The 19,629-nt window shown below is 73.4% G+C and carries 23 protein-coding genes; 9 read left to right on the forward strand and 14 right to left on the reverse strand.

Annotated features, from left to right (window positions below):
* Nucleotides 1-8: 8 nt before the first annotated feature.
* The 10 genes from fliF to ACI78S_RS02440 form a co-directional block, all read right to left on the reverse strand.
* The gene (gene fliF / locus ACI78S_RS02395; RefSeq protein ID WP_456970598.1) at nucleotides 9-1,595 is read right to left on the reverse strand and encodes a flagellar basal-body MS-ring/collar protein FliF; all 1,587 of its coding nucleotides are present in this window, start codon (nucleotides 1,593-1,595) and stop codon (nucleotides 9-11) included.
* Nucleotides 1,595-1,912, reverse strand: coding sequence for a flagellar hook-basal body complex protein FliE (gene fliE / locus ACI78S_RS02400; protein ID WP_456970599.1), 318 nt, complete (start codon nucleotides 1,910-1,912; stop codon nucleotides 1,595-1,597). Before fliE ends, fliF begins: the two co-directional genes overlap by 1 nt.
* A gap of 2 nt (nucleotides 1,913-1,914) precedes the next feature.
* Nucleotides 1,915-2,313, reverse strand: a complete 399-nt coding sequence (gene flgC / locus ACI78S_RS02405) for a flagellar basal body rod protein FlgC (RefSeq protein ID WP_456970600.1) — start codon at nucleotides 2,311-2,313, stop codon at nucleotides 1,915-1,917.
* Between the two features lie 7 nt (nucleotides 2,314-2,320).
* Complete coding sequence (gene flgB, locus ACI78S_RS02410; RefSeq protein WP_456970601.1) at nucleotides 2,321-2,671, reverse strand: flagellar basal body rod protein FlgB; 351 nt, start codon at nucleotides 2,669-2,671, stop codon at nucleotides 2,321-2,323.
* A 309-nt stretch (nucleotides 2,672-2,980) separates the two neighbouring features.
* Nucleotides 2,981-4,072 carry a hypothetical protein gene (locus ACI78S_RS02415; protein ID WP_456970602.1) on the reverse strand — a complete coding sequence of 364 codons (1,092 nt, stop codon included), beginning with the start codon at nucleotides 4,070-4,072 and terminating at the stop codon, nucleotides 2,981-2,983.
* Between the two features lie 139 nt (nucleotides 4,073-4,211).
* Complete coding sequence (locus ACI78S_RS02420; RefSeq protein WP_456970603.1) at nucleotides 4,212-4,550, reverse strand: hypothetical protein; 339 nt, start codon at nucleotides 4,548-4,550, stop codon at nucleotides 4,212-4,214.
* The gene (gene fliS / locus ACI78S_RS02425) at nucleotides 4,547-4,933 is read right to left on the reverse strand and encodes a flagellar export chaperone FliS (RefSeq protein ID WP_456970604.1); all 387 of its coding nucleotides are present in this window, start codon (nucleotides 4,931-4,933) and stop codon (nucleotides 4,547-4,549) included. Before fliS ends, ACI78S_RS02420 begins: the two co-directional genes overlap by 4 nt.
* A gap of 25 nt (nucleotides 4,934-4,958) precedes the next feature.
* The gene (fliD, locus tag ACI78S_RS02430) at nucleotides 4,959-6,338 is read right to left on the reverse strand and encodes a flagellar filament capping protein FliD (RefSeq protein WP_456970605.1); all 1,380 of its coding nucleotides are present in this window, start codon (nucleotides 6,336-6,338) and stop codon (nucleotides 4,959-4,961) included.
* A gap of 106 nt (nucleotides 6,339-6,444) precedes the next feature.
* The gene (locus tag ACI78S_RS02435) at nucleotides 6,445-7,275 is read right to left on the reverse strand and encodes a flagellin N-terminal helical domain-containing protein (protein ID WP_456970606.1); all 831 of its coding nucleotides are present in this window, start codon (nucleotides 7,273-7,275) and stop codon (nucleotides 6,445-6,447) included.
* Between the two features lie 148 nt (nucleotides 7,276-7,423).
* Nucleotides 7,424-8,248, reverse strand: a complete 825-nt coding sequence (locus ACI78S_RS02440; protein ID WP_456970607.1) for a sigma-70 family RNA polymerase sigma factor — start codon at nucleotides 8,246-8,248, stop codon at nucleotides 7,424-7,426.
* Nucleotides 8,249-8,521: 273 nt separating this feature from the next.
* On the opposite strand from ACI78S_RS02440, the gene ACI78S_RS02445 reads away from it, so the two are divergent.
* The 9 genes from ACI78S_RS02445 to ACI78S_RS02485 all read left to right on the forward strand — a co-directional run bounded on the left by ACI78S_RS02445 (nucleotide 8,522) and on the right by ACI78S_RS02485 (nucleotide 15,275).
* On the forward strand, nucleotides 8,522-9,016 hold the full coding sequence (locus ACI78S_RS02445) for a flagellar protein FlgN (RefSeq protein WP_456970608.1): 495 nt from the start codon (nucleotides 8,522-8,524) through the stop codon (nucleotides 9,014-9,016).
* Nucleotides 9,013-10,437 (forward strand): flagellar hook-associated protein FlgK, encoded by a 1,425-nt coding sequence (gene flgK, locus ACI78S_RS02450; RefSeq protein WP_456970609.1) that lies wholly within the window; start codon nucleotides 9,013-9,015, stop codon nucleotides 10,435-10,437. Before ACI78S_RS02445 ends, flgK begins: the two co-directional genes overlap by 4 nt.
* Nucleotides 10,438-10,444: 7 nt before the next feature.
* Nucleotides 10,445-11,353, forward strand: a complete 909-nt coding sequence (gene flgL / locus ACI78S_RS02455; RefSeq protein WP_456970610.1) for a flagellar hook-associated protein FlgL — start codon at nucleotides 10,445-10,447, stop codon at nucleotides 11,351-11,353.
* A gap of 17 nt (nucleotides 11,354-11,370) precedes the next feature.
* Nucleotides 11,371-11,787 (forward strand): flagellar assembly protein FliW, encoded by a 417-nt coding sequence (fliW, locus tag ACI78S_RS02460; RefSeq protein ID WP_456970611.1) that lies wholly within the window; start codon nucleotides 11,371-11,373, stop codon nucleotides 11,785-11,787.
* Nucleotides 11,788-11,863: 76 nt separating this feature from the next.
* On the forward strand, nucleotides 11,864-12,151 hold the full coding sequence (gene csrA, locus ACI78S_RS02465) for a carbon storage regulator CsrA (protein WP_456970612.1): 288 nt from the start codon (nucleotides 11,864-11,866) through the stop codon (nucleotides 12,149-12,151).
* 199 nt (nucleotides 12,152-12,350) lie between these two features.
* Complete coding sequence (locus tag ACI78S_RS02470; protein WP_456970614.1) at nucleotides 12,351-12,785, forward strand: hypothetical protein; 435 nt, start codon at nucleotides 12,351-12,353, stop codon at nucleotides 12,783-12,785.
* A gap of 41 nt (nucleotides 12,786-12,826) precedes the next feature.
* On the forward strand, nucleotides 12,827-13,900 hold the full coding sequence (locus tag ACI78S_RS02475; RefSeq protein WP_456970615.1) for a flagellar biosynthesis protein FliA: 1,074 nt from the start codon (nucleotides 12,827-12,829) through the stop codon (nucleotides 13,898-13,900).
* Between the two features lie 284 nt (nucleotides 13,901-14,184).
* Nucleotides 14,185-14,526, forward strand: coding sequence for a hypothetical protein (locus ACI78S_RS02480; RefSeq protein ID WP_456970616.1), 342 nt, complete (start codon nucleotides 14,185-14,187; stop codon nucleotides 14,524-14,526).
* A complete protein-coding gene (locus ACI78S_RS02485; protein WP_456970617.1) occupies nucleotides 14,526-15,275 on the forward strand; it encodes a hypothetical protein in 750 nt (249 codons plus the stop codon). Before ACI78S_RS02480 ends, ACI78S_RS02485 begins: the two co-directional genes overlap by 1 nt.
* Nucleotides 15,276-15,305: 30 nt before the next feature.
* Here the strand turns inward: ACI78S_RS02485 and ACI78S_RS02490 are convergent, their stop codons facing one another.
* The 4 genes from ACI78S_RS02490 to ACI78S_RS02505 form a co-directional block, all read right to left on the reverse strand.
* Nucleotides 15,306-17,225 (reverse strand): NlpC/P60 family protein, encoded by a 1,920-nt coding sequence (locus ACI78S_RS02490; RefSeq protein WP_456970618.1) that lies wholly within the window; start codon nucleotides 17,223-17,225, stop codon nucleotides 15,306-15,308.
* 174 nt (nucleotides 17,226-17,399) lie between these two features.
* A complete protein-coding gene (locus ACI78S_RS02495) occupies nucleotides 17,400-17,591 on the reverse strand; it encodes a hypothetical protein (protein ID WP_456970619.1) in 192 nt (63 codons plus the stop codon).
* A gap of 120 nt (nucleotides 17,592-17,711) precedes the next feature.
* Nucleotides 17,712-19,001 (reverse strand): citrate synthase, encoded by a 1,290-nt coding sequence (locus ACI78S_RS02500; RefSeq protein WP_456970620.1) that lies wholly within the window; start codon nucleotides 18,999-19,001, stop codon nucleotides 17,712-17,714.
* A 71-nt stretch (nucleotides 19,002-19,072) separates the two neighbouring features.
* Nucleotides 19,073-19,597 (reverse strand): sugar 3,4-ketoisomerase, encoded by a 525-nt coding sequence (locus ACI78S_RS02505; protein WP_456970621.1) that lies wholly within the window; start codon nucleotides 19,595-19,597, stop codon nucleotides 19,073-19,075.
* Nucleotides 19,598-19,629: the final 32 nt, after the last annotated feature.

Below are 19,629 nucleotides of genomic sequence, written 5' to 3' on the forward strand. Positions count from 1 at the left end.
TGCTGCGGTCATGACTTGCTCTCGCTCAGCCAGCCGCGCAGCATCGCCGCGACCTCGTCGGGCTTCTCGGCGACCATCGACGAGATCTCGGTGCGCACCCGCTGGCGCTCGGCGGCCTCGAGCTCGAGCGCGGCGTTGTCCACGATCGGCTCCTCGCGGGTGCTGGCCACCCGCAGGCGCTCCAGCTCGGCGAGCATGTCGTCGTCGAGCTCGAGGGGCTCGTAGTCCTCCTCGACCTCGCCGCGGCGGCGCGAGCGCAGCCACACCAGCACGATGACGAGCAGGATGCCCAGGCCGATGCCGCCGGTCTTGACCAGCGACCACATCTGGGCCTGCCGCTCCGCCTCCTCGGCGGCCTCGAGCTCGGCGGCGGCCTGGTCGGCGGCCGTGGTGTCGAACGGCATGGCCGCGACGGTGATCGCGTCGCCGCGCGCGGTGTCGAGGCCGACGGCGTTGCCGACCAGCGCCTGCACCTGCTGCTGGTTCAGGTTGCCGGCGACGGTGCCGTCCATGACCACCGAGACCGTGAGCCGGTTGATGGTGCCGGGCGCCCCGACGACGGTCTCCGTGGTCGTGTCGACGGAGTTGTTGACCGTCGACTCCTCCCGCTCGTAGCTGGAGGTGCCGCCCCCGCCCGTGGCGTCGGCGGTGTTCTCCGGGCCCAGCACGCCGCCGACCGCCGTCCCGTCGCCGGTGTAGGTCTCCGAGGAGGTGCTCTCCGACAGCGGCGGCGTCCCCTCGTTGTAGGTGTGCGTCTCCGACGTCGACTGCCGCTGCGACAGGTCCAGGTCGGCGCGCACGGAGACCACGGCGCGGTTGGGGCCGAGGACCCGGTCGAGGATCTGCTGGGCGTTGGTCGCGAGCCGGTCCTCGTACTCCTGCTCCATCTGCGAGCGCTGGTCGCCGGCGGCGGCGGTCAGCCCGGTGCCGGCCGCGGAGAGCACCCGGCCGGTGGAGTCGGCGACCGTGACGTCGGTCGGGTCCATGCCCTCGATGCTGGAGCTGACCAGGTTGGTGACGGCGTTGATCTGCTCACCGGTCAGCTCGGTGCCGGGGGACAGGTCGAGCAGCACCGACGCGGTCGGCTTGCCCTCGTCGGTCACGAAGACCTCGTCCTTGGGCAGCGCGATGTGGACGACGGCGGTGTTGACCCCGTCGATGGCCTCCAGGGTGCTGGCCAGCTCGCCCTCGATGGCGCGCTGGTAGGTCACCTGCTGCTGGAACTCGCTGGTGGTGATGCCCTGCTCGTCGAGCAGCGCGTACCCCGTGTCCTGCCCGGCGGGCAGCCCCAGGCCGCTCATGGCCAGCCGCAGGTCGTAGACCTGCTCGTTGGCGACCATGATCGTGCCGCCGCCGTCGGCCAGCTCGTACGCGACGCCCTGGGCGTTGAGCTCGTCGACGATCGCCGAGGCGTCGGCCGACGACAGGTTGGAGAACAGCGGGGACAGCGTGGGCTTGGTGATCCAGCTGTAGAAGAAGAACCCGCCGAGGACCAGCCCCAGGGCGAGCAGGCCGATGACGACCTTCTGCCCGAGGCTGATCGTCGAGAGCACGGACCGGATCCGCGCCAACGGCCCGGCGAGCGCAGCAGGCATCAGATCGGCATCCTCATGATCTCGTTGAAGGCGCTGACCGCCTGGTTCTTGATGGTCACGACCATCTGCGTGGCGAGCGCCGCCTGGTTGCTCGCGATCATGTAGTCGTGCACGTCCTTCAGGTCACCGGTGGCGGCCTGGGTGGCCAGCTCGTCGGCGGTGGACTGGGTGCTCTGCAGCTGATCCAGCGACGAGGCGAGCACCGAGGCGAAGTCGGCGCCGCCGGCGGGCTCCGCGGCCTGCGTGCGCTGCACGCCGGTGGGCGCGGCGACGCCGGCGAACCCGGCGATCGAGATGCCGGGGACGGGGGAGGTCACGGTCAGCCCTTCCCGAGCTGCAGGGCAGCCTGGTAGGCGTCGCGGGCCCGCTCGATCACCGTGGCGTTGGCCTGGTAGCCGCGCTGGGCGATCATCAGCTCGGTCATCTGGTCACCGAGGTCGATGTCGGGGTACTTGACGTACCCGTTCGCGTCGGCGAGCGGGTTGTCCGGCTCGTACACCATGCGGCCCTCGCCGCTGCCGAACTCCACCCCGGCCACCCGCACGCCGCCCTCGCCCGAGCCGTACTCGACGGCCTGGACGTCGACGAAGCGCTGCTTGAACGCCTCCTCGTTGGTGGCGGACACCGTGTTGATGTTCGAGATGTTGTCGGAGACGGCGTCGAGCCACTTGCGGTGGGCGAGCATGCCGGAGCCGGCGATGCTCATCGCGTCGAACATCGCCGCCTCAGCTCGTCGCCAGCGCGCTGCGCAGCAGCGAGTACTTGCCGCCGAGAGCGTTGAGGGCCAGCTGGTAGCGCAGGCCCGTCTCCGTCGCGATGACCGTCTCGCTGTCGAGGTTGACGTTGTTGCCGTTGGTGTTGGTCGGCTCGAGCGACCGGCGGACCGTGCCCCCGGAGATCGTCGGCGCCTCCCCGTCGGAGACGGCGCCCTTCAGCGCGGTCTCGAAGTCGGTGCGGCCGGCGAGGAAGCCCGGGGTGTTGACGTTGGCGATGTTGTCGGCGGTGACCCGCTGACGCTGGGCCAGGCCCGAGAGGGCGCTGTGCAGCGTCGTCATGGTGCGGTCCTCGATCAGCATGGACCGGACCGCCGGCGGGGTGCGCAGGACACGAAGGACCTCCGGATGTGCGGCAGGAGCGCTCGCGCGCAGGCGAGAGCGCGGGGTCCGCCGATCCGTGGCGTGACGTGTGCTGTCCGTGCCTCTCCTACATCGGCACCGCGGCGTCCCGGGCTGACCGGCGCGGTGTCACACGATGGGTGGAAGTGCCCGTGGAGGCCCGCGGTGCAGCTGTGACCACGGGCCGCGGTCGGGTCGGCACGCGCCGGAAGCACGACGCCCCGCCGGCCTCGGGAGGCCGGCGGGGCGTCGGAGCGGTGGGGGGCTCGGTCAGGCGAGCTTGCGCTGGTCGCGGGTGCGGTGCTCCCGGGCCTTGCGCCAGGCGGTGGCCCACAGCTCGGCGGTGTGCTCGGTCAGGTGGCCGGCGAGCACCTTCTGGTGCGCGGCGGCGGCCTGCTCGCGCCGGCGGTCGGCGTCCTCGACCAGCGCCCTGATGCCCTTGGCCCAGTCCTTGGGGGCACGGGCCGCCCAGCCGAGCCCGAGCCGCTGGTACTCCTCGGTGGTGGCCCGGACGCAGGCGACGCCGCGCGCGGAGAACTCCAGCGGCTTGAGCCAGCTCTTGGCGGTGTTGAAGGCGTCGATCCGCAGCGGCGCGATGCCGACGTCGAAGACCTCGCCGACGGTGGCGACGTACTGGTCGACGCCGTTGATCCAGCCGATCTCGTCCGGCTCCTCGGGCAGGCGCAGCCGCTCGCGGAGGTCGTGCTTCTGCCCCAGGACGAGGAACCTGGAGCGGCCGCGGGTCCGGTCCAGCGCCTGCTGCAGCCCCGACCCCATCTCCTGCAGGTCGTAGGGGTGCACGCCGACGTTGCCGGTCCAGCCGACCGTCACGACGTCGGGCTCCCGCTCGTACGCCGGCGGCAGCTCGGCGTTGCGACGCGGGATGGCGTTCGGCACGACCATGCCGCGCCCGTGGGGGGCGTACTCCTTGATCAGCGACGGGGTCGACACCGTGACGAAATCGGCCTCGAGGGCGCACTGCCGGGGGATCTTGCCGGTACCGCGGCGCACCAGCTCGTGGTGGCCCTGGTGGCCGTAGGGCACCGCCGAGGCGAGGTCGTCCATCTCCACGACCACGGCGACGCCCCGGGCCTTGAGGATGCGCATCATCTGCAGGCTCTCGAGGGTCTTCGGCAGCTGGAAGACGACCACGTCGGCGTCCCGCGCGTCGACCTCGCCCACGACGAGGCCCTCGCCGTCGGGGGCGGGGTACATCGTGGTGGTGAGCCCGAGGCGGGTCTCGACGGTGAGACCGAGGTCGGCCTCGTTCACCGCCCGCGCGGGCTCGTCCGCCCGGTAGTACTCGGAGCCGTCGTAGCGGGTCTTGGAGATCAGCACCTTCATCGGGCCGTGTCCCTTCATGGAGCCAGGTCCTTCCCGGGTGCTGCGGCAGGCGGCCGGCAGCAGGTCAGGGAGCAGCCCGCGCCGCGGGTGGGGCGAGGCCATGGGTACTCATCGGCAGTCCGGGGCCGGTCCGGCACCGCTCGCGTTCCCCGAGGGGTCAGAGGGCCTTGTCGATGAAGGCGGGAACCGGCCGGCTGGGGCCGTACGACATGCGTGCGGCGACGTCCCGCTGGCGCTGGCTCTGGGTGATGCGCTCGACCAGGCGCTCTGCGACGGCGAGCTGGTGCTGCAGGAGGCGGGCGGCGCGCTCGCGCAGCTCGTCGGGCAGCGGCCCCACGGACGACGGGGGCACCCAGTCCTGCGACCGCCGTCCCCAGGCGGCGATCTCGTCGGCCCGGTCGCGGGCCAGGGTGGCCTCGGCCTCGAGCACCTGCCCCTCGAGGTCGTCGAGGACGGTGTGCCAGGTGACCGGCCGCGCCGTCCCGTCGTCGGTCATGCCGGGCACGACGCCAGGGAGGCGGCCGCTTCCCTCCAGGCGTCGCGGAGCGGCTCGACGACCTTGCGGCAGTCGGCCACCCGGCGCACGTCGCCCTTCACGTTGGCCTTGATCAGCTCGGTGAGCAGCCAGGTGTAGAGGGCCGCCAGGCGGGGGCCGCCCTCCCAGGCGTCCACGTCCAGGCTGGACTGCAGCTCCAGCAGGATGTCCTGGGCATGCTGCAGCTGGGCGTTGGCCTCCGCGCGGTTGCCGTCGGTGAGGGCGACGTGGGCGCGCTCGAGGTCGAGGGCCAGCCGGTCGTAGAGCATCACCAGCAGCTGCTGGGGGGAGGCGGTGGTGATGGAGTCACCGAGGTAGCGGGCACGCAGGGCGGCCGTGCTCATGGGGATTTCCTCCTGGTGCGGTGGATCAGGACTTCGACGACCGGGTGGGCAGCGACGAGAGCTGCGCCGAGAGCCACGACGACTGGCTCTGCAGCGTGCTGAGCACCGTCTCCATCGCGGTGAACTGGGCGGTGAGCGTCGCCTGGCGCTTCTCCAGCCGGAGGTTCCAGGCCTCGATCTGGTCCTGGATGTCCTCGGCCAGCGAGTCCTCGCTCTTGGCGAGCAGGGTGAGGGTGCCGGTGGTCGAGTCGGTCGCCGCCTTGGCGACGGCGAGCAGCCGCTGCGCGACACCCGGGACGGCGGTCACGTCGTCGGAGTTGCCGGCGACCCCGTCGGGATCGGCCGCCGCCCGGCCGTCGACCAGGCGCTGCACGAGCGCCGGGTCGGACTTCAGCTTCGCCACGAACGCGGTCTTGTCGAAGGCGATCTGGCCGTCCTTGGTCAGCTGCAGCCCGGCCGTGGCGGCCGAGCCGTCGGCGCCGACCGCGTAGGCGACGGCGTCGAGCACCTTGCCGGTCAGGGACTGCAGCACGGTGTCGCCCTTGAGGACCGCGGTGCTGCCGGAGCTGCTGTCGGTGTGCTCGGCGACGGTCGACAGCGCGTTGTTGGCCGCGGTGACCAGGTTCTGGACGGCGGCGGCGACGGCGTCCGGGTCGCTGGTCACGGTCACGGTCGCGGTCCCGGTCTGGTTCACGGTGACCGACGTGCCGGGCATGAGCTCGCCGAAGGTGTTGGTGGACGAGACGGCGTCGTAGCCGCCGGTGGCCGGGCCGACGTGGATGCGCGCGTCCGCGCCCTGCGTGAGCACGGGGAAGGCGGAGGTGGTGCCGCCGCTGGGCGCCACGGTGAAGGTGCTGCCGGCGCCGGAGGTCGTGGAGGTGAGCTGCAGGCGGTAGCCGGTGGTGGTCTTGACCGCGGCGGCGCTCACCCCGGCGTTGGCCGCGTTGATGGCGGTGACCGCGTCGTTCAGCGTGGCGCCGTCCTTGAGCGCGATCGACGTCGTGGTCCCGTTCTTGGTCAGGGTCAGCGGCGAGCCCAGCCCGGCGGCGTCCGTGGCGTTGGCCCAGGTGGCGGTGCTCAGCACGGAGTGGCTGGCCGCGAGCTCCTTGACGTCGAACAGGAGGGAGCCGGACGTGGCCGTCGCCGACGCGGTCGCCACGACGCCGGCGGAGGAGCTGCTCGCCTTCGCCGCGGACCAGGTCGCGGCCTTGCCCAGTGCCTCGGCGGCGGTGCGGAGGGCGTCGAACTTGGTGTTGATGTCCCGGTACGCGGCGGCGTCGTCCTGCGTGTCCGCGAGCTTGCTCTTGAGCAGCGTCTGCGGCTGGGCCTCGAGCTGCATGAGCTGGCTGACCAGGGTGGCCGTGTCCAGGCCCGAGATGAGGCCGCTGATGCTCGCCGTCGCCATCGCTGCTCCGATCGGTCACGGGCCGGGTGCCCGGCGGATGTGGGTGAGGGGGGAGGCCGGGGCCTCCCCCCTCACCAGGGTGGTGCTAGGTCCTGCTACCGGGGGATCAGCCCAGCAGCTGCAGGATGCCCTGCGAGGACTGGTTGGCCTGGGCCAACATCGCGGTACCGGCCTGGCTCAGGATCTGGGTCCGGGAGAAGTTGGTCATCTCCTGGGCCATGTCGGTGTCGCGGATCCGGCTCTCCGACGCGGTGAGGTTCTCGATCGTCGCGTTCAGGTTGTTGATCTTGTGCTCGAGCCGGTTCTGGATGGCACCCAGGCTGGCCCGCTGGTCGGAGACCGTGCCGATCGCCGTGTTGACGGCGTTCAGCGCACCGGAGGCGGCGGAGGCGCTGCCGATCCCGGAGGCGGCGGCACCCGAGATGCCCAGGGCGTTGGCCCGCATGTCGCCGATGGTGACGGTGAGGGTCTCACCGGCGTTGGCGCCGACCTGGAAGTTCTTGCCGGAGTAGCCGCCGCTCAGCAGGCTCGTGCCGTTGAACGTCGTCTTGCTGGCGATGTCGTTGAGCTCCTTGACGAGCTCCTGGAACTCCTTGTCCGCCTTCGCCTTGTCGGTGTCGCTCAGGGCACCGTCGTTGGACGCCTGCACCGCGAGGTCGCGCATGCGCTGCAGGATGGAGTGCGTCTCGGTGAGCGCACCCTCAGCGGTCTGGACCACCGAGATGCCGTCCTGCGCGTTGCGGACGGCGACCTTCAGGCCACCGATCTGCGACCGCAGGCCCTCCGAGATCGCCAGGCCGGCGGCGTCGTCGGCGGCCCGGTTGATCCGGAAGCCGCTGGACAGCTTCTCCAGCGACTTGTTCATCGCACCCTGCGTGACCGACAGGTTCCGGTACGCGTTGAGGGCAGCGACGTTGGTGTTGACGCTCAGACCCACGGTTTTCCTCCTTGGAATCGGGTCTCGGGGGTTGTCCGCTGCATCCGTGCTGCGGATTCCTTGCAGGGGTAGTTACGGCGCGGGGGCGTCCCGACTTGAGGCGAACGGGGCGAAAGTTTTTCCTCCCGCGCGCCCGTGCCGGAGGAGCTCAGGCCGGCTGCGCGGCCGCCCCGAGGCCCGGCACCTGCCAGGGCGTCCGGGGGCGGGGGAGCGTGGGCGCCGCCGCCCGCCCGGCGACCCGGTCGACGTAGAGGCGCTGCTGGTTGCGGGCCCGCACCCCGCCCTCGGCGGGGACCTGCTTGCCCTCCCAGACCTCGCTCATCGCGGCGTGCAGGAGGGTCAGCGCCCGCGCACGCATCTGCGAGACCCGCGACAGGGTCACGCCGAGGTCGTCCGCGATCTCGGTCAGCGATTCATCACCGAAGAAATTCCGCTCGATGACCTCGTCCAGGCGGTCGGGCAGGGCACGGATGGCGTCGTGCAGGTGCCGGGTGCGCTCGCTGCGCAGCAGGGCGCGCTCGGGGGACTCGCCGGTGTCCGGCAGGTCGAGGGATCCGCCCTCGCCGGCGTTGGCGTCGATGCTCACCATCACCGCGCGGTGGACGTCGACCTGCAGCGCGTCGATCTCACCGGGGGCGACGCCGAGGCGCGCGGCCAGCTCTGCCTTCGTCGGCGGCCGCCCGAGCTCGATGGCGAGGGCGTCGGTGGCCGCCTCCGTGCGCCGGGCGGCGGCGCGCACCGAGCGGCTGGCCCAGTCCCCGCTGCGCAGCTCGTCGAGGACGGCGCCCTGGAGCCGGGCGAGGGCGTAGGTGGCGAAGGAGGCGCCGGCCGACGGGTCGAACCGGCGGGCGACCTCGACCAGCGCCACCTGCGCGCAGGAGACCAGGTCCTCGCGGCTGACGTGGCCGGGCAGCGAGATCCGCGAGGCGACGGCGTTGACCGCGAAGTGCGCGAGGGGGAGGTGCTCGGTCACCAGCGCTTCGATGTCGGCCGCCGACCGCCGGTCCGCCGGCGGCCGGGAACCGGGGCGATCGGGCGCGAGGGCTCGGGCAGGTCTCACGCCGTCTCTTCTCGGCTGGTTCAGCCGCCCATCGCACCGTCGTCGGCACATTTCCTCGCCGGCTGGAGCGCTTCCCCCGTTCGGGTCCGCGTTTCGGCTTGAGGCCCCGGCGCGGGGTGCCGAAGCCACACCCGACGAGATCCGCACGGCGTGGGGCGACCCCGCGCGGCGAGACGAGGGAAGGCGGTGGAGGACGTGGACTTCCAGCACCTGTCGACGTTGCTCTGGCGCGAGCAGGAGCTGCTGGACCTGCTGCTGTTCAAGGCCGAGGAGAAGCAGTACCTGATCCTCACCGGCAAGACGCGCTGGCTCGCCCGCATCGCGCACGAGATCGAGGTCGTCCTCGACCAGCTGCGGACCATCGAGGTCGAGCGCGCCGCCGCCTCCGAGGCGATCGCGGTGCACCTGGGCCTCGGCGCGAACCCGTCGCTGCGCCAGCTGGCCGAGAAGGCGCCCACCCCCTGGAACGACCTGTTCGCCAAGCACCACGAGGCCCTGCTCGTGCTGGTCACCGACCTGCGCAGCCTGTCGGACGCCAACCGGGAGCTCATCGAGGGCGGCATGGCCGTCATCGGCGACGCCCTGCTGTCGGTGCGGACGCCGACCGCCGGCACCTACGGCGCCAGCGGCCGCACCCAGAACGGCGACTCCCGGGCGGTCACGCTGGACGGTGCCCTGTGACGGGGACGTTCGGCGGCCTCAACACCGCCCGGACGGCGCTGTGGGCCAACCAGCGCGGCATGGACGTGACCGGCCAGAACCTGGCCAACATGAACACGGTCGGCTACTCGCGCCAGCGCGCCGAGCTGCAGTCGCTGGGCGGCACCGCCGTCCCGGCCGTCCACGCCGTCAACAACAACGTGGGTGAGGGCGTCAGCGCCGAGAAGGTCGCCCGCATCCGCGACAGCTTCCTGGAGTCCCGCGCCCAGCTCGAGCACGCCAGCGCCGCCAGCCTGACCGTCGCCGAGGACACGCTCGCCCAGATCGAGGACGCGTTCCGCGAGCCGGGCACCACCGGCATCCAGGCCCAGCTGGCCGACATGTGGTCGGCCTGGGGCGACGTCCACAGCAACTCCACCGAGCCGGGAGCGCGCACCCAGGTCCTGCAGCGCACCGAGACGCTCGTCTCCGGCATGCGCACCACGCGTGCCGCCCTCGACCAGCAGTGGGCGGGGACGCACGCCGGCCTGTCGACCCTGGTCGACGACGTGAACGCCACCGCGCGGTCGATCGCGGACCTCAACGCGCAGATCCGGCGCAGCACCCAGGTCGGCCTGCCCAGCAACGAGCTGGCCGACAAGCGCGACGTGCTGGTCATGGAGCTGGCCGACAAGGTCGGGGCCACGTCCAGCGCCGCCGCCGACGGCACGCTCACCGTGTCCGTCGGGGGCGTCACGCTCGTCTCCGGGGACAAGACCATCTCGCTGGCCATGCGGGGCAGCAACGACCCCGACCTGGTGGGCAGCGACCCGCCGCGGATCGTGACCTCGCCGGCCGGCGTCCTCGTCCGGCCGGGGGGCACCGCCGAGGGGCAGCTCACCGCGCTCACGGCGACGATCCCGAGCTACCGCGCGGCGATCGACGGCATCGCCCGCACGCTGGCCACCGACCTGAACGCCGCCCACATGGCCGGCTACGACCAGAACGGTGACCCGGGCGCGGAGCTGCTGGGCAACGCCGCCCCGCCCGCCGCGGTCGACTACTCGCAGATCACCGCCGCGAACCTGACCCTGCGGATCTCCGACCCGAAGGAGCTCGCGGCCGCCGAGCTCTCCCCGACGGCCGCCGGTGGCTCGCCCTCCGCCGACAACACCAACGCCGACCGCATCTACCAGGTCGGCCTGAAGACCGGGGGAGCGGACGACGGTTACCGCCAGATGATCGTCGGCCTGGGGGTGGAGGCGCAGACGGCGACCAACCGGCTGACCACGCAGACCGTGATCGGCGCGCAGGTGGACGCCTCGCGCGAGTCGGTCTCGGGGGTGAACCTCGACGAGGAGGTCACCAACCTGCTGCAGTTCCAGCACGGGTACGCCGCCGCCGGCCAGCTCGTCTCGGCGATCAACTCCATGCTCGACACGCTGATCAACATGGTGCGGTGACCTGACGATGGCCATTCGGATCACCCAGCGCGCGATGGCGCTCACCAGCCTCCAGGGGCTGATGAACAACAAGACCGCCATCGACAGGCTCCAGCAGCAGCTGACGTCCGGCAAGACGATCAGCCGCCCGTCGGACTCGCCGACGGGGACGAACACGTCGCTGCTCACCCGGCAGGCGATGAGCGCCAACGACCAGTACGCGCGCAACATCTCCGACGGCAAGACGTTCCTCGACGCCACCGACTCGGCGATGCAGAACATGCTCACCCAGCTCCGCCGCGTCCGGGACCTCGCGGTCCAGGCGCTCAACGAGGGCGGCGGCACCGACCAGTCGCTGGCCGCGATCTCGACCGAGGTCGGCGGCATCCGCGAGAGCATGCTGCAGCAGGCGAACCTGGTCGTGCAGGGACGGCCCCTCTTCGGCGGGGTGACGAGCGGGGACAAGGCCTACGACGCCGACGGCGGCTACGTCGGCGTCGGGGGTGCGGCGGGGATCGCCGTGCAGCCGCTCGAGCGGCGGGTCTCCGCCGTCGAGACGATCCGGGTCGACATCACCGGGGTGGAGGCCTTCGGCGACCCCGCGACCGGCAAGGACCTCTTCTCCGTGGTCGAGAACATCGCCGCGCACGTCGGGGACCAGACGTCCCTGTCCACCGACCTGGCCGACCTCGACGCGGCGCTCGACCACCTGCTCGAGGCCGCCGCCGACGTGGGCACGCGGTCGACGCGGATGGAGACGGCGGCCGCGGTGAACGCCGACACCGCGCTCAACCTGAAGAGCCGGCTGGCCGACACGGAGGACGTCGACCTGCCGAAGACGCTCATGGAGCTGCAGATGCAGCAGAACAACTACGAGGCCGCGCTGCAGGTCACCGCACAGTCGCTCCAGCCCACCCTGCTCGACTACCTGCGCTGAGCGGACGGACGACCCCGATGACGCTGTCGCCCGCCGCGACCCGGCCCGCCTCCGTGGCGGTGCTGGCGCTGGCCGAGCCGCTGCCCGGCTTCCCCCGCCACAGGGACTACGTCCTCGTCGCGGCCGACACCGACGGGCTGCTGTTCTGGCTGCAGTCCGTGGCGCTCGACGGGCCCCGGTTCCTGGCCGCCCCGGCGGCCCGCTTCTTCCCCGACTACGCCCCGGTCCTGCCCCGGACCGTCTGCGCCGAGCTGGACCTGGAGGACCCGGCCGAGGCGCTGCTGTACTGCCTGCTGACGGTGCCCCGCGGGGACGTCGGCGCCGCCACGGCGAACCTGCGTGCTCCCGTCGTGGTCAACCCCGTCGCCGGCCGCGCCCGCCAGGTCGTGCTCGCCGACGGAACGCATCCGATCCGGCGTCCCCTGCGCCGATAAGGATGCTGGGCGGCCGGGATCCACCTGCCGAGCCGCCCGTGCCAGGAGGCCACCACAACCCATGGAGGGGTAACAGATGCTCACTCTCACGCGCAGCGTCGGCGAGACCATCCGCATCGGCGACGACATCGAGGTGCACGTCGTCGAGGTCCGCGGCGGCACGGTCCGGCTGGGGTTCAAGGCCCCCCGCGAGGTGCCGATCCACCGCGAGGAGGTCTACCGGCAGATCGCCGAGGCCAACCTCCTCGCCGCGCAGGTGACCGCCGACAGCCTCGGCGCCCTGGCCGCCTTCGTGCCGGCCGCCGCGGCGGCCGAGCCGGCGGGGGACGCGACCCCGGTGACGCACCAGGAGCCGTCCGCCTGACAGATGTCGCGGCCGGGGCCCGGCAGATTTGTCAGGCCTCGCCCGCGCGTCCGCGATCACGGTCCAGCGCAGCCACGACACGGGCAAGACCTGCCGAACCGTGCCCTCCACAACTGGGAGGGACACGGCAGGTGTTGTGCCGTGTCGTGGGCGGCGATGCGGCAGATTTCCCCCAGGCACGCAACAGGGGGCGATCACCATGTCACGCACTGCATCGAACAACGCAGCCACGCTCGACACCGAGACCGTGGTGGTGCACGTGCAGCTGCGCCCGCGGCGCGGTGCGACCCGCAAGTGCCTGGCGGCGCTGGCGGCCCTGGCCGCGGAGCACGAGTCGGTGTCCTTCGCGGTCACCGGCGTGAGCAAGGACGACCGGGTCGTCCGGCTGACCGTCGGCGTGGAGCTGGGCCCGCGCACCGCGATCGCGAAGTTCTCGCCGCAGGCCCAGGCGGCCTACGCCTTCGTCACCGGCATCTTCACGTCGCTGTACGACCACATGCCGGTCTACACCGCGGAGCCCGCCGCCGAGGAGCGCGCCGCCGCCGCGGCGCTGCTCGAGACGGCCGCCCGCGGCGCCGGCGCCGCCGTGCCGGCCCCGCGCGAGGCCGCGCTCGTCGAGCGCATCCCGGCCTGACCTCCCCCTCTCCTGTCTTCCCCGCAGTCCGAGGAGTTCCGGTGTCCGACCGTGTGCTGTCCCAGTCCCGCGCGCCGCTCGTCTTCGGCGGCATCCCCGAGGCCGAGGGGTGGCGGCTGGCGCCGATCGCCGTCCTCGACCGGGTGCACTTCCGGGTCGACCGCGAGCTGCCGCTGGAGGAGTTCCGCGCCGACGCACCGGACGGCGTCACGGTCAGCTACGACCAGGGCGACGGCCTCTACCGGGTGGACGGCGCCCCCGGCTCGGCGTCGGTGCTGGCCGACTGGGTGAAGGCCTGGTGCGCGCGGCACGGCTGCACCACCGTGGGCCTGCGGGCCGAGACCGACGTCCGCCGCCGCGCGCCGCGTGACCTGCCGCCGGCGTTCCTGGCCGACCTGTGCCGCCACTACGGGCCGGTCAGCCTCAAGCGGCTGCAGCGCAACATGAGCACGATCCGGCTGCACCTGCCCGACCCGGACGACCTCGGCCAGCAGGTCTACGAGTGGGTGCTCAAGGCGGTCAGCCAGTACGACGAGACCAAGGGAGTCCCCTTCGGGGCGTTCCTGGCCACGCAGCTGTCCAAGTGGGTGCACGACCTGGGCCGCAACGCCCACGGCCGGACCGCCGCCGACACCGAGCACAAGCAGCAGAAGGCGATCGCGGCGTTCATCGCCGAGCACCAGCGCCGGCCCAGCGAGCGGGAGCTCGCCGCGTACATGGGCCAGAGCGTCGAGACCCTGCGCCGCAACTCGCAGACGGTGGCCACCCTCAACGGGCTGCGCAACCTGCAGTCGCTCGACGGCGGACCGGACGCCACCGAGGTGCTGCTGCCCGACTCCTCCGAGGCGCCCGACGAGATCATGGGCGAGGCCGAGCAGACGCTGCTGTCGCACGCGCTCACCGCGGCCTGCGCGCCCGACCCGGACGCGCGCCGCGACCAGCGGGCGGGGCAGCCGAACGTGCTGGGCTGGGCGACGTGGTACCTCACGACCTGGGGCGGGCGCACCAAGACCCAGCTGTCGAACGAGCTCAACACCTCGGTGCGCAACATGAACGTCTACGCCGACCGCGTGGAGAAGGCGCTCAAGCAGCGCCTCGCGGAGCTGGACGACTGAAAGGACCCCGCTGCCCCCCGCCCCTCGCACGCCCGGGGCGGGCCCGCAGCGAGGCCGGCTCCGCGCGTCCTCCGCGGGGCCGCTCCGGCATGCTGCGAGGGGCCCGGTTCCGGTTGCGGAACCGGGCCCCTGCCACATCGGGGGGCGGAAGTTCTGTGCATTTTCGCCCGTGACTGGGGTCCATCCAGGTCCCGCAGTGCCGATATCCAACCCGTGACACCGCGCCCGACCCCCCGCCGCCGCACAGCGGCCGGGGCGCCGGGCCGACACGGGGAGGGACGGCGGTGACCGCGATCCACGGGGACCCGCTGCCGCAGGTCCTGGTTCCGCACTGGCTCACGGCGCGGCACCGGGAGCAGCTGGCTGCCGCGCTGCGGGAGGAGCTCGCCGGCGCGCGGCTCCACCCGGTGGCCGCGATCCGGCTGCAGGACGTGCTCACCGAGCTGCACGTCGCCGCGGCCCGGGACGCGGTCTGGCCCGCGACCGCCGACCGCGTGCGCCGGGCGACCGGCTGGGACGCCGACGTGCTGCCTGTGCGGCTGTCGGCCGAGGAGCTGGCCGGCGTGCTCGCCGTGCCCACGCTCTCGGACGAGCTGCGGGCGGTGCTGTCGGGAGTCCCCGCCTGATGGGGGAGAGCCCGTTCGGACGTTCGCCGCTGGGCCTGCTGCACCGCCTGCGGCCGGAGCCGGTGCAGGTCGCGGACCTGCGCGACGTCGCCGAGACGGTGCTGCCCCGCCTCGCGACCTCCCGGCTGCGGCTGGCGGTCCAGCGCTCCGCGCTCCTCCTCGAGGAAGACGAGCGCCGCGTGCACGTGCACCTCGCCGACCTGGCCGCGGACATGACCGACGCCGGCGTGCGCGCCACCCCTGACGCACTCGGGGCCGCGCTGGTGACCTGGGTGGCGCACCGGCCGGTGACCGACTCCGCCGCCACCGCGGCCGGCGTCGCCGTCCTCGACTGGACCGACCGCGCCGAGACCGCCGTCGCCTGGCGGGTCGTCGTCCGCCGCGGGGACCTGCTCGTGCCCTGGACGCCGTCGGACCCGGCCGACGCCCGCCTGGTGCGCCGCACCCGCGCGGCCGCCGCGGGCCGGGCCGGCGACGTGGACCTGGAGGTGCGCATCGAGGGGCCGGTCGGGCTCTGGTCGCACCCGTCGGCGCCGCTGCTGGCCACCGCCGGTCTGGTGGACCCCGAGCGGCTGCGGGCGCGCACCGCCGCGGCCGGACTCGAACTGGCCGAGATGACGGTGGTGGTGACCCCGCGGCGGCCGGTGGCCTGCGCCGGGCCCGGGGTCGCCGCCCGCCTCGCGGGCGAGACCGGCGAGGCCTGCGTCATCCTGCCCTCGCGCCGCCTGCCCGACCTCCCCTGGACCTGAGCGCCCGTCACCGAGATGGCCATCTCGGTGCTAGTCGAAGACGCCGTACTCCCAGTGCCAGGGCTCGGGCTTCTCGCCGCCCGGCCGGGCCCACGGCGGGTTGACGAAGCCGAACCGGCCGGCGTTGGCCTGCATCCACGCCCACTGCGGGCTGCCGGCGACGTTGATGCCGCCGCAGAGGTCGACCGCCAGCGCCCACCCGTGGTTCGACGTCCCCGGCCAGGCGGCCAGCCGCGGCTTGGCCCGGTAGGCCGCCACCTGCGACGCGTAGGACCGGTAGGAGTCGGTGATGCACAGCGGGCTGCCGAAGGCGGCCAGGAACGCGTCGCCCAGGGCCGCGTACGACGCCGCGGCGTCGCAGCGCAGCGCGTGCCCGCCCACGCCCAGCCGGCACAGCGCCGACGCCGGGATGCGGCCGTTGCCGTAGCCGCCCCAGGCGGGGTCCACCTTCCCCGGCGGGGGCAGCGGGGCACCGCAGGCGCCCATGCCGGCGGCCGGGGTCAGCGCGGGGTTGGCCGCGTCGGGCGCCGGTAGCGTCACGCGGACGGCGGAGACGGCGGTGCCGAGCGGGCGGACGGTGACGGTGCGGTCGACCGCGGAGGCGCCGACGACCTCGCCGGCCCCGAGGTAGATGCCGACGTCCTGGCCACCGTCGCCGATGACGAGGTCGCCGACCTGCAGGTCGCCCACCGGCACCGCGGCGCCGGTCGACCACTGGCCGGCCGGGGTCAGGGGCAGGGCGTAGCCGGCCAGCAGCCACGTGGCCGCGGTGAAGCCGCCGCAGTCGAAGGCGTCGGGGCCGGTGCCGCCGGGGACGTACGGCTTGCCGAGCTGGGCCAGCGCGGAGCTGACCGCGGCCACGGTCTCGGCCGGCAGCACGGTGACCGGGCTGCTGCCGATGACCGCCCACGCCACGCCGGGGATCGGCTCGCCCGCCGCGTCGAGCGCGGGGGACATGCCCGCCGGGAGGGAGTCGGCGGAGGCCAGCTCGCGGGCCTTCGGCGGGTCGATGCCGGCGGCGGCGAGGCGGGCCAGGTACTCCTGCCAGCGGTGCAGCGCCGCGGTGCCGCGGTCCTGCTGGGCGGTGCCGGTGGTGAGCCCGGCCAGGGTGAGCGCGACCTCCGGGGCGATCCCGTCGGTGGCCTCGCGGACCTCGGTGAGCGCGGCCGCGGCCTCCCGCCGGGCCGACCGCAGCGCGGACCGGGCGTCGGCGACGACCACCCCGGCCGCCGCGGCCGCGGCGGCGGCGCGCTCGGCGCGCACGACGGCGCCCTGCAGCCGCTCGTCGGCCCGGTCGGCCAGTGCCTGCCGGTAGAGGACGTCGGCGGTGGCGTCGGGGTGCGCGGCGTCCAGGCCGAGCAGCGGGAAGCGGCCGGCGGCGGGGGCGCGGTAGAGGCCGGCGGCGGCGTCCCCGACGACGGCCTGCTCGGCCGCCGCGGCGGCGCGGGCGTCGGCCGCGGCCGACTCGGCGGCGGCCAGCTCGGCACGGCGCTGGGTGGCCTGCTGCTCCAGCTGCCGGTAGCGGCCGGCGGCGTCGACCAGGGTGGCCTGGGCGGCGAGGGCCAGCGAGGTGGCGTCGGAGGCCGTGCCGGCGGCGCCGGGCGTCGGCGTCGTCGGCAGGAGGACGGCGAGGACGGCGGGCACGGTGAGCGCGCCGACGGTGAACGAGATCCGCCGCGACCACCGGCGGCGGGCCAGCCGGCGCCGTTCCGCGCGGGCCTCCCGGGCGGCGCGGGCTCGGGCCCCGGTCGTGCGGGCGGGGACCCGGCCGGACGGCTGCCGGCGCACGACCGGCTGCCCCGCGGCGGCGCGCTCGGCGAGCAGCTGCCGCAGCCGCGCGGCCTCCGCGGCCGACAGCGGCGGCCGGGCGGCGGAGGCAGAGGGGCGGGCGGAGGGGCGGGCGGTGGTGCGGGCCCGGGACGCCGGCGCGGACGTGCGGGTGCCAGGCACTGCGTGGTCCCCCCGCGGTCTCGTCGTCCGGACTGGCCGGCCCCGGCTGCGGATCGCAGCGGAGCGTCAGCCCGTCCATCGACGGCGCGCGAGGGGAGCAGGAGGGCCGCGCGGGGCGGTCTCACCCGCGAGGGGGAGGGTGAATCCCGGTGGTGTCGCCCGATCGGTGGAACGCTACGGCGCCCACCAGGCGCCGTGCCGGTGCACGAGGGGGATGCGCAGCTCGCCGCCGTCCTCGGTGGAGACGACGAACTCGAGCTTGGTGATCCGGACCGGGGAGCCGTCGTCCTCGGGCTCGACGACGCTGCCGGTGGCGAGGGGGATCGGGGGCAGCATGAGGACGTCCTCGGCGGGCTGCTCGGCCATGGTCGGTCCTCCAGGGATGCGCGTGCGACCCCACCGTAGGGCTCCCCACCAGCGGGGACACCCGGACGCGGACGCGCCGCGGGGCCGGCGTCGGCGACGCCGGCCCCGCGAGCGGTCGGTTCAGCGCTTGGCGATGTCCAGGTACTCGCGCTCGGTCGCGCCGGTGTAGACCTGGCGCGGCCGGCCGATCTTCGTCGCCGGGTCGCTGATCATCTCCCGCCACTGGGCGATCCAGCCGGGCAGCCGGCCGAGCGCGAACAGCACGGTGAACATCCGGGTGGGGAAGCCCATCGCCCGGTAGATCAGGCCGGTGTAGAAGTCGACGTTCGGGTAGAGCTTGCGCTGGATGAAGTACTCGTCGTTGAGCGCGACCTCCTCGAGCTGGCGGGCCAGGTCGAGCAGCTCGTTGTTGCCGCCCAGCTTGTCCAGCACCGTGTCGGCGGTGCGCTTCACGATCGCCGCGCGCGGGTCGTAGTTCTTGTAGACCCGGTGGCCGAAGCCCATGAGCTTGACGCCGGGCTCCTTGTTCTTCACCCGCTCGACGAACCGCGGGATGTCGCCGCCGTCCTTCTGGATCGCCTCGAGCATCTCCAGCACCGACTGGTTGGCGCCGCCGTGCAGCGGGCCGAACAGCGCGTTGATGCCGGCCGACACCGACGCGAACAGGTTCGCCTGGGACGAGCCGACGAGCCGCACGGTGGAGGTGGAGCAGTTCTGCTCGTGGTCGGCGTGCAGGACGAAGAGCATGTCCAGCGCCTTGACCAGCTCGGGGTCCTGCTCGTACGGCTCGGCCGGGAAGCCGAACGTCATCCGCAGGAAGTTCTCCACCAGGCCGCAGGAGTTGTCCGGGTACAGGAACGGCTGGCCGACCGACTTCTTGTACGCGTAGGCCGCGATGGTCGGCAGCTTGGCCAGCAGCCGGATGGTCGAGAGCTCGACCTGCGCGTCGTTGAACGGGTCCAGCGAATCCTGGTAGAAGGTCGACAGCGCGCTGACCGCCGAGGAGAGCACCGGCATCGGGTGCGCGTCGCGCGGGAACCCGTTGAAGAACATCTTCAGGTCCTCGTGCAGCAGCGTGTGCCGGCGGATCCGCTGGTCGAACGCCTCCAGCTGGTCGGCCGTGGGCAGCTCGCCGTAGATCAGCAGGTAGCTGACCTCCAGGAAGCTCGACTTCTCGGCCAGCTGGTCGATCGGGTAGCCGCGGTAGCGGAGGACGCCGGCGTCGCCGTCGATGTAGGTGATCGCCGACGTGCACGACGCCGTGTTGACGAAGCCGATGTCCAGCGCGACCTGGCCGGTCGTCGCCAGCAGCTTGCTCGTGTCGATGCCGTCGGAGCCCTCGGTGGAGGGCACGACGGGCAGGGGCAGTTCTCCACCGGGGTAGCGCAGGGCTACATCTGTCTCGCTCATCAAGGGGGGACGCTACTGCGCACGGACCGATCGCGCGGCCCCGCCCTCCCGCTCGCCGGAAGAGGTGCCGGTCACCTCGCCCCGGCCGGGTCCGCCTCCGCGGCCTTGGCCCTCAGGAACTCGTCGTAGTCGCGGTAGTAGTCGGCCTCGTCGTACTCCTGGGAGGCGAGGACCAGGCTGACGCTGCCGCTGGAGAAGTTCTCGAGGTGGGCCCAGATCATGCGCGGGAGGTAGAGCCCGTAGTAGGAGCGGTTGAGCGTGAAGCGCTCGCAGTCGGTCCCGTCGTCGACGACCACGTCGAAGCTGCCGGAGACGGCGATGACGAGCTGCTCGAGCTCCCGGTGGGCGTGGGCGCCGCGCGCCTCACCGCCCGGGACGTCGTAGAGGTAGAAGACCCGGCGCACCTCGAAGGGGACGTGCCGGGAGCCCTCGACGAACGTGAGGTTGCCGCGGGGGTCGGTGATGCGCGGCAGCTCGACGATGCGGCAGCCGAGCGCGGCACCCCCCGGCGGCCAGTTCCGGTCCGCCGCCCGGCGTCCCCACGGGTTGGTCCGCCGCTCGGGACGGGGGTGGACCGGGAGCGCCTCGACCGACATGCCTTCCATGGAACCCGACATCTCCCCGTTCG

It is taken from the genome of Geodermatophilus sp. SYSU D00815 (assembly GCF_054050035.1).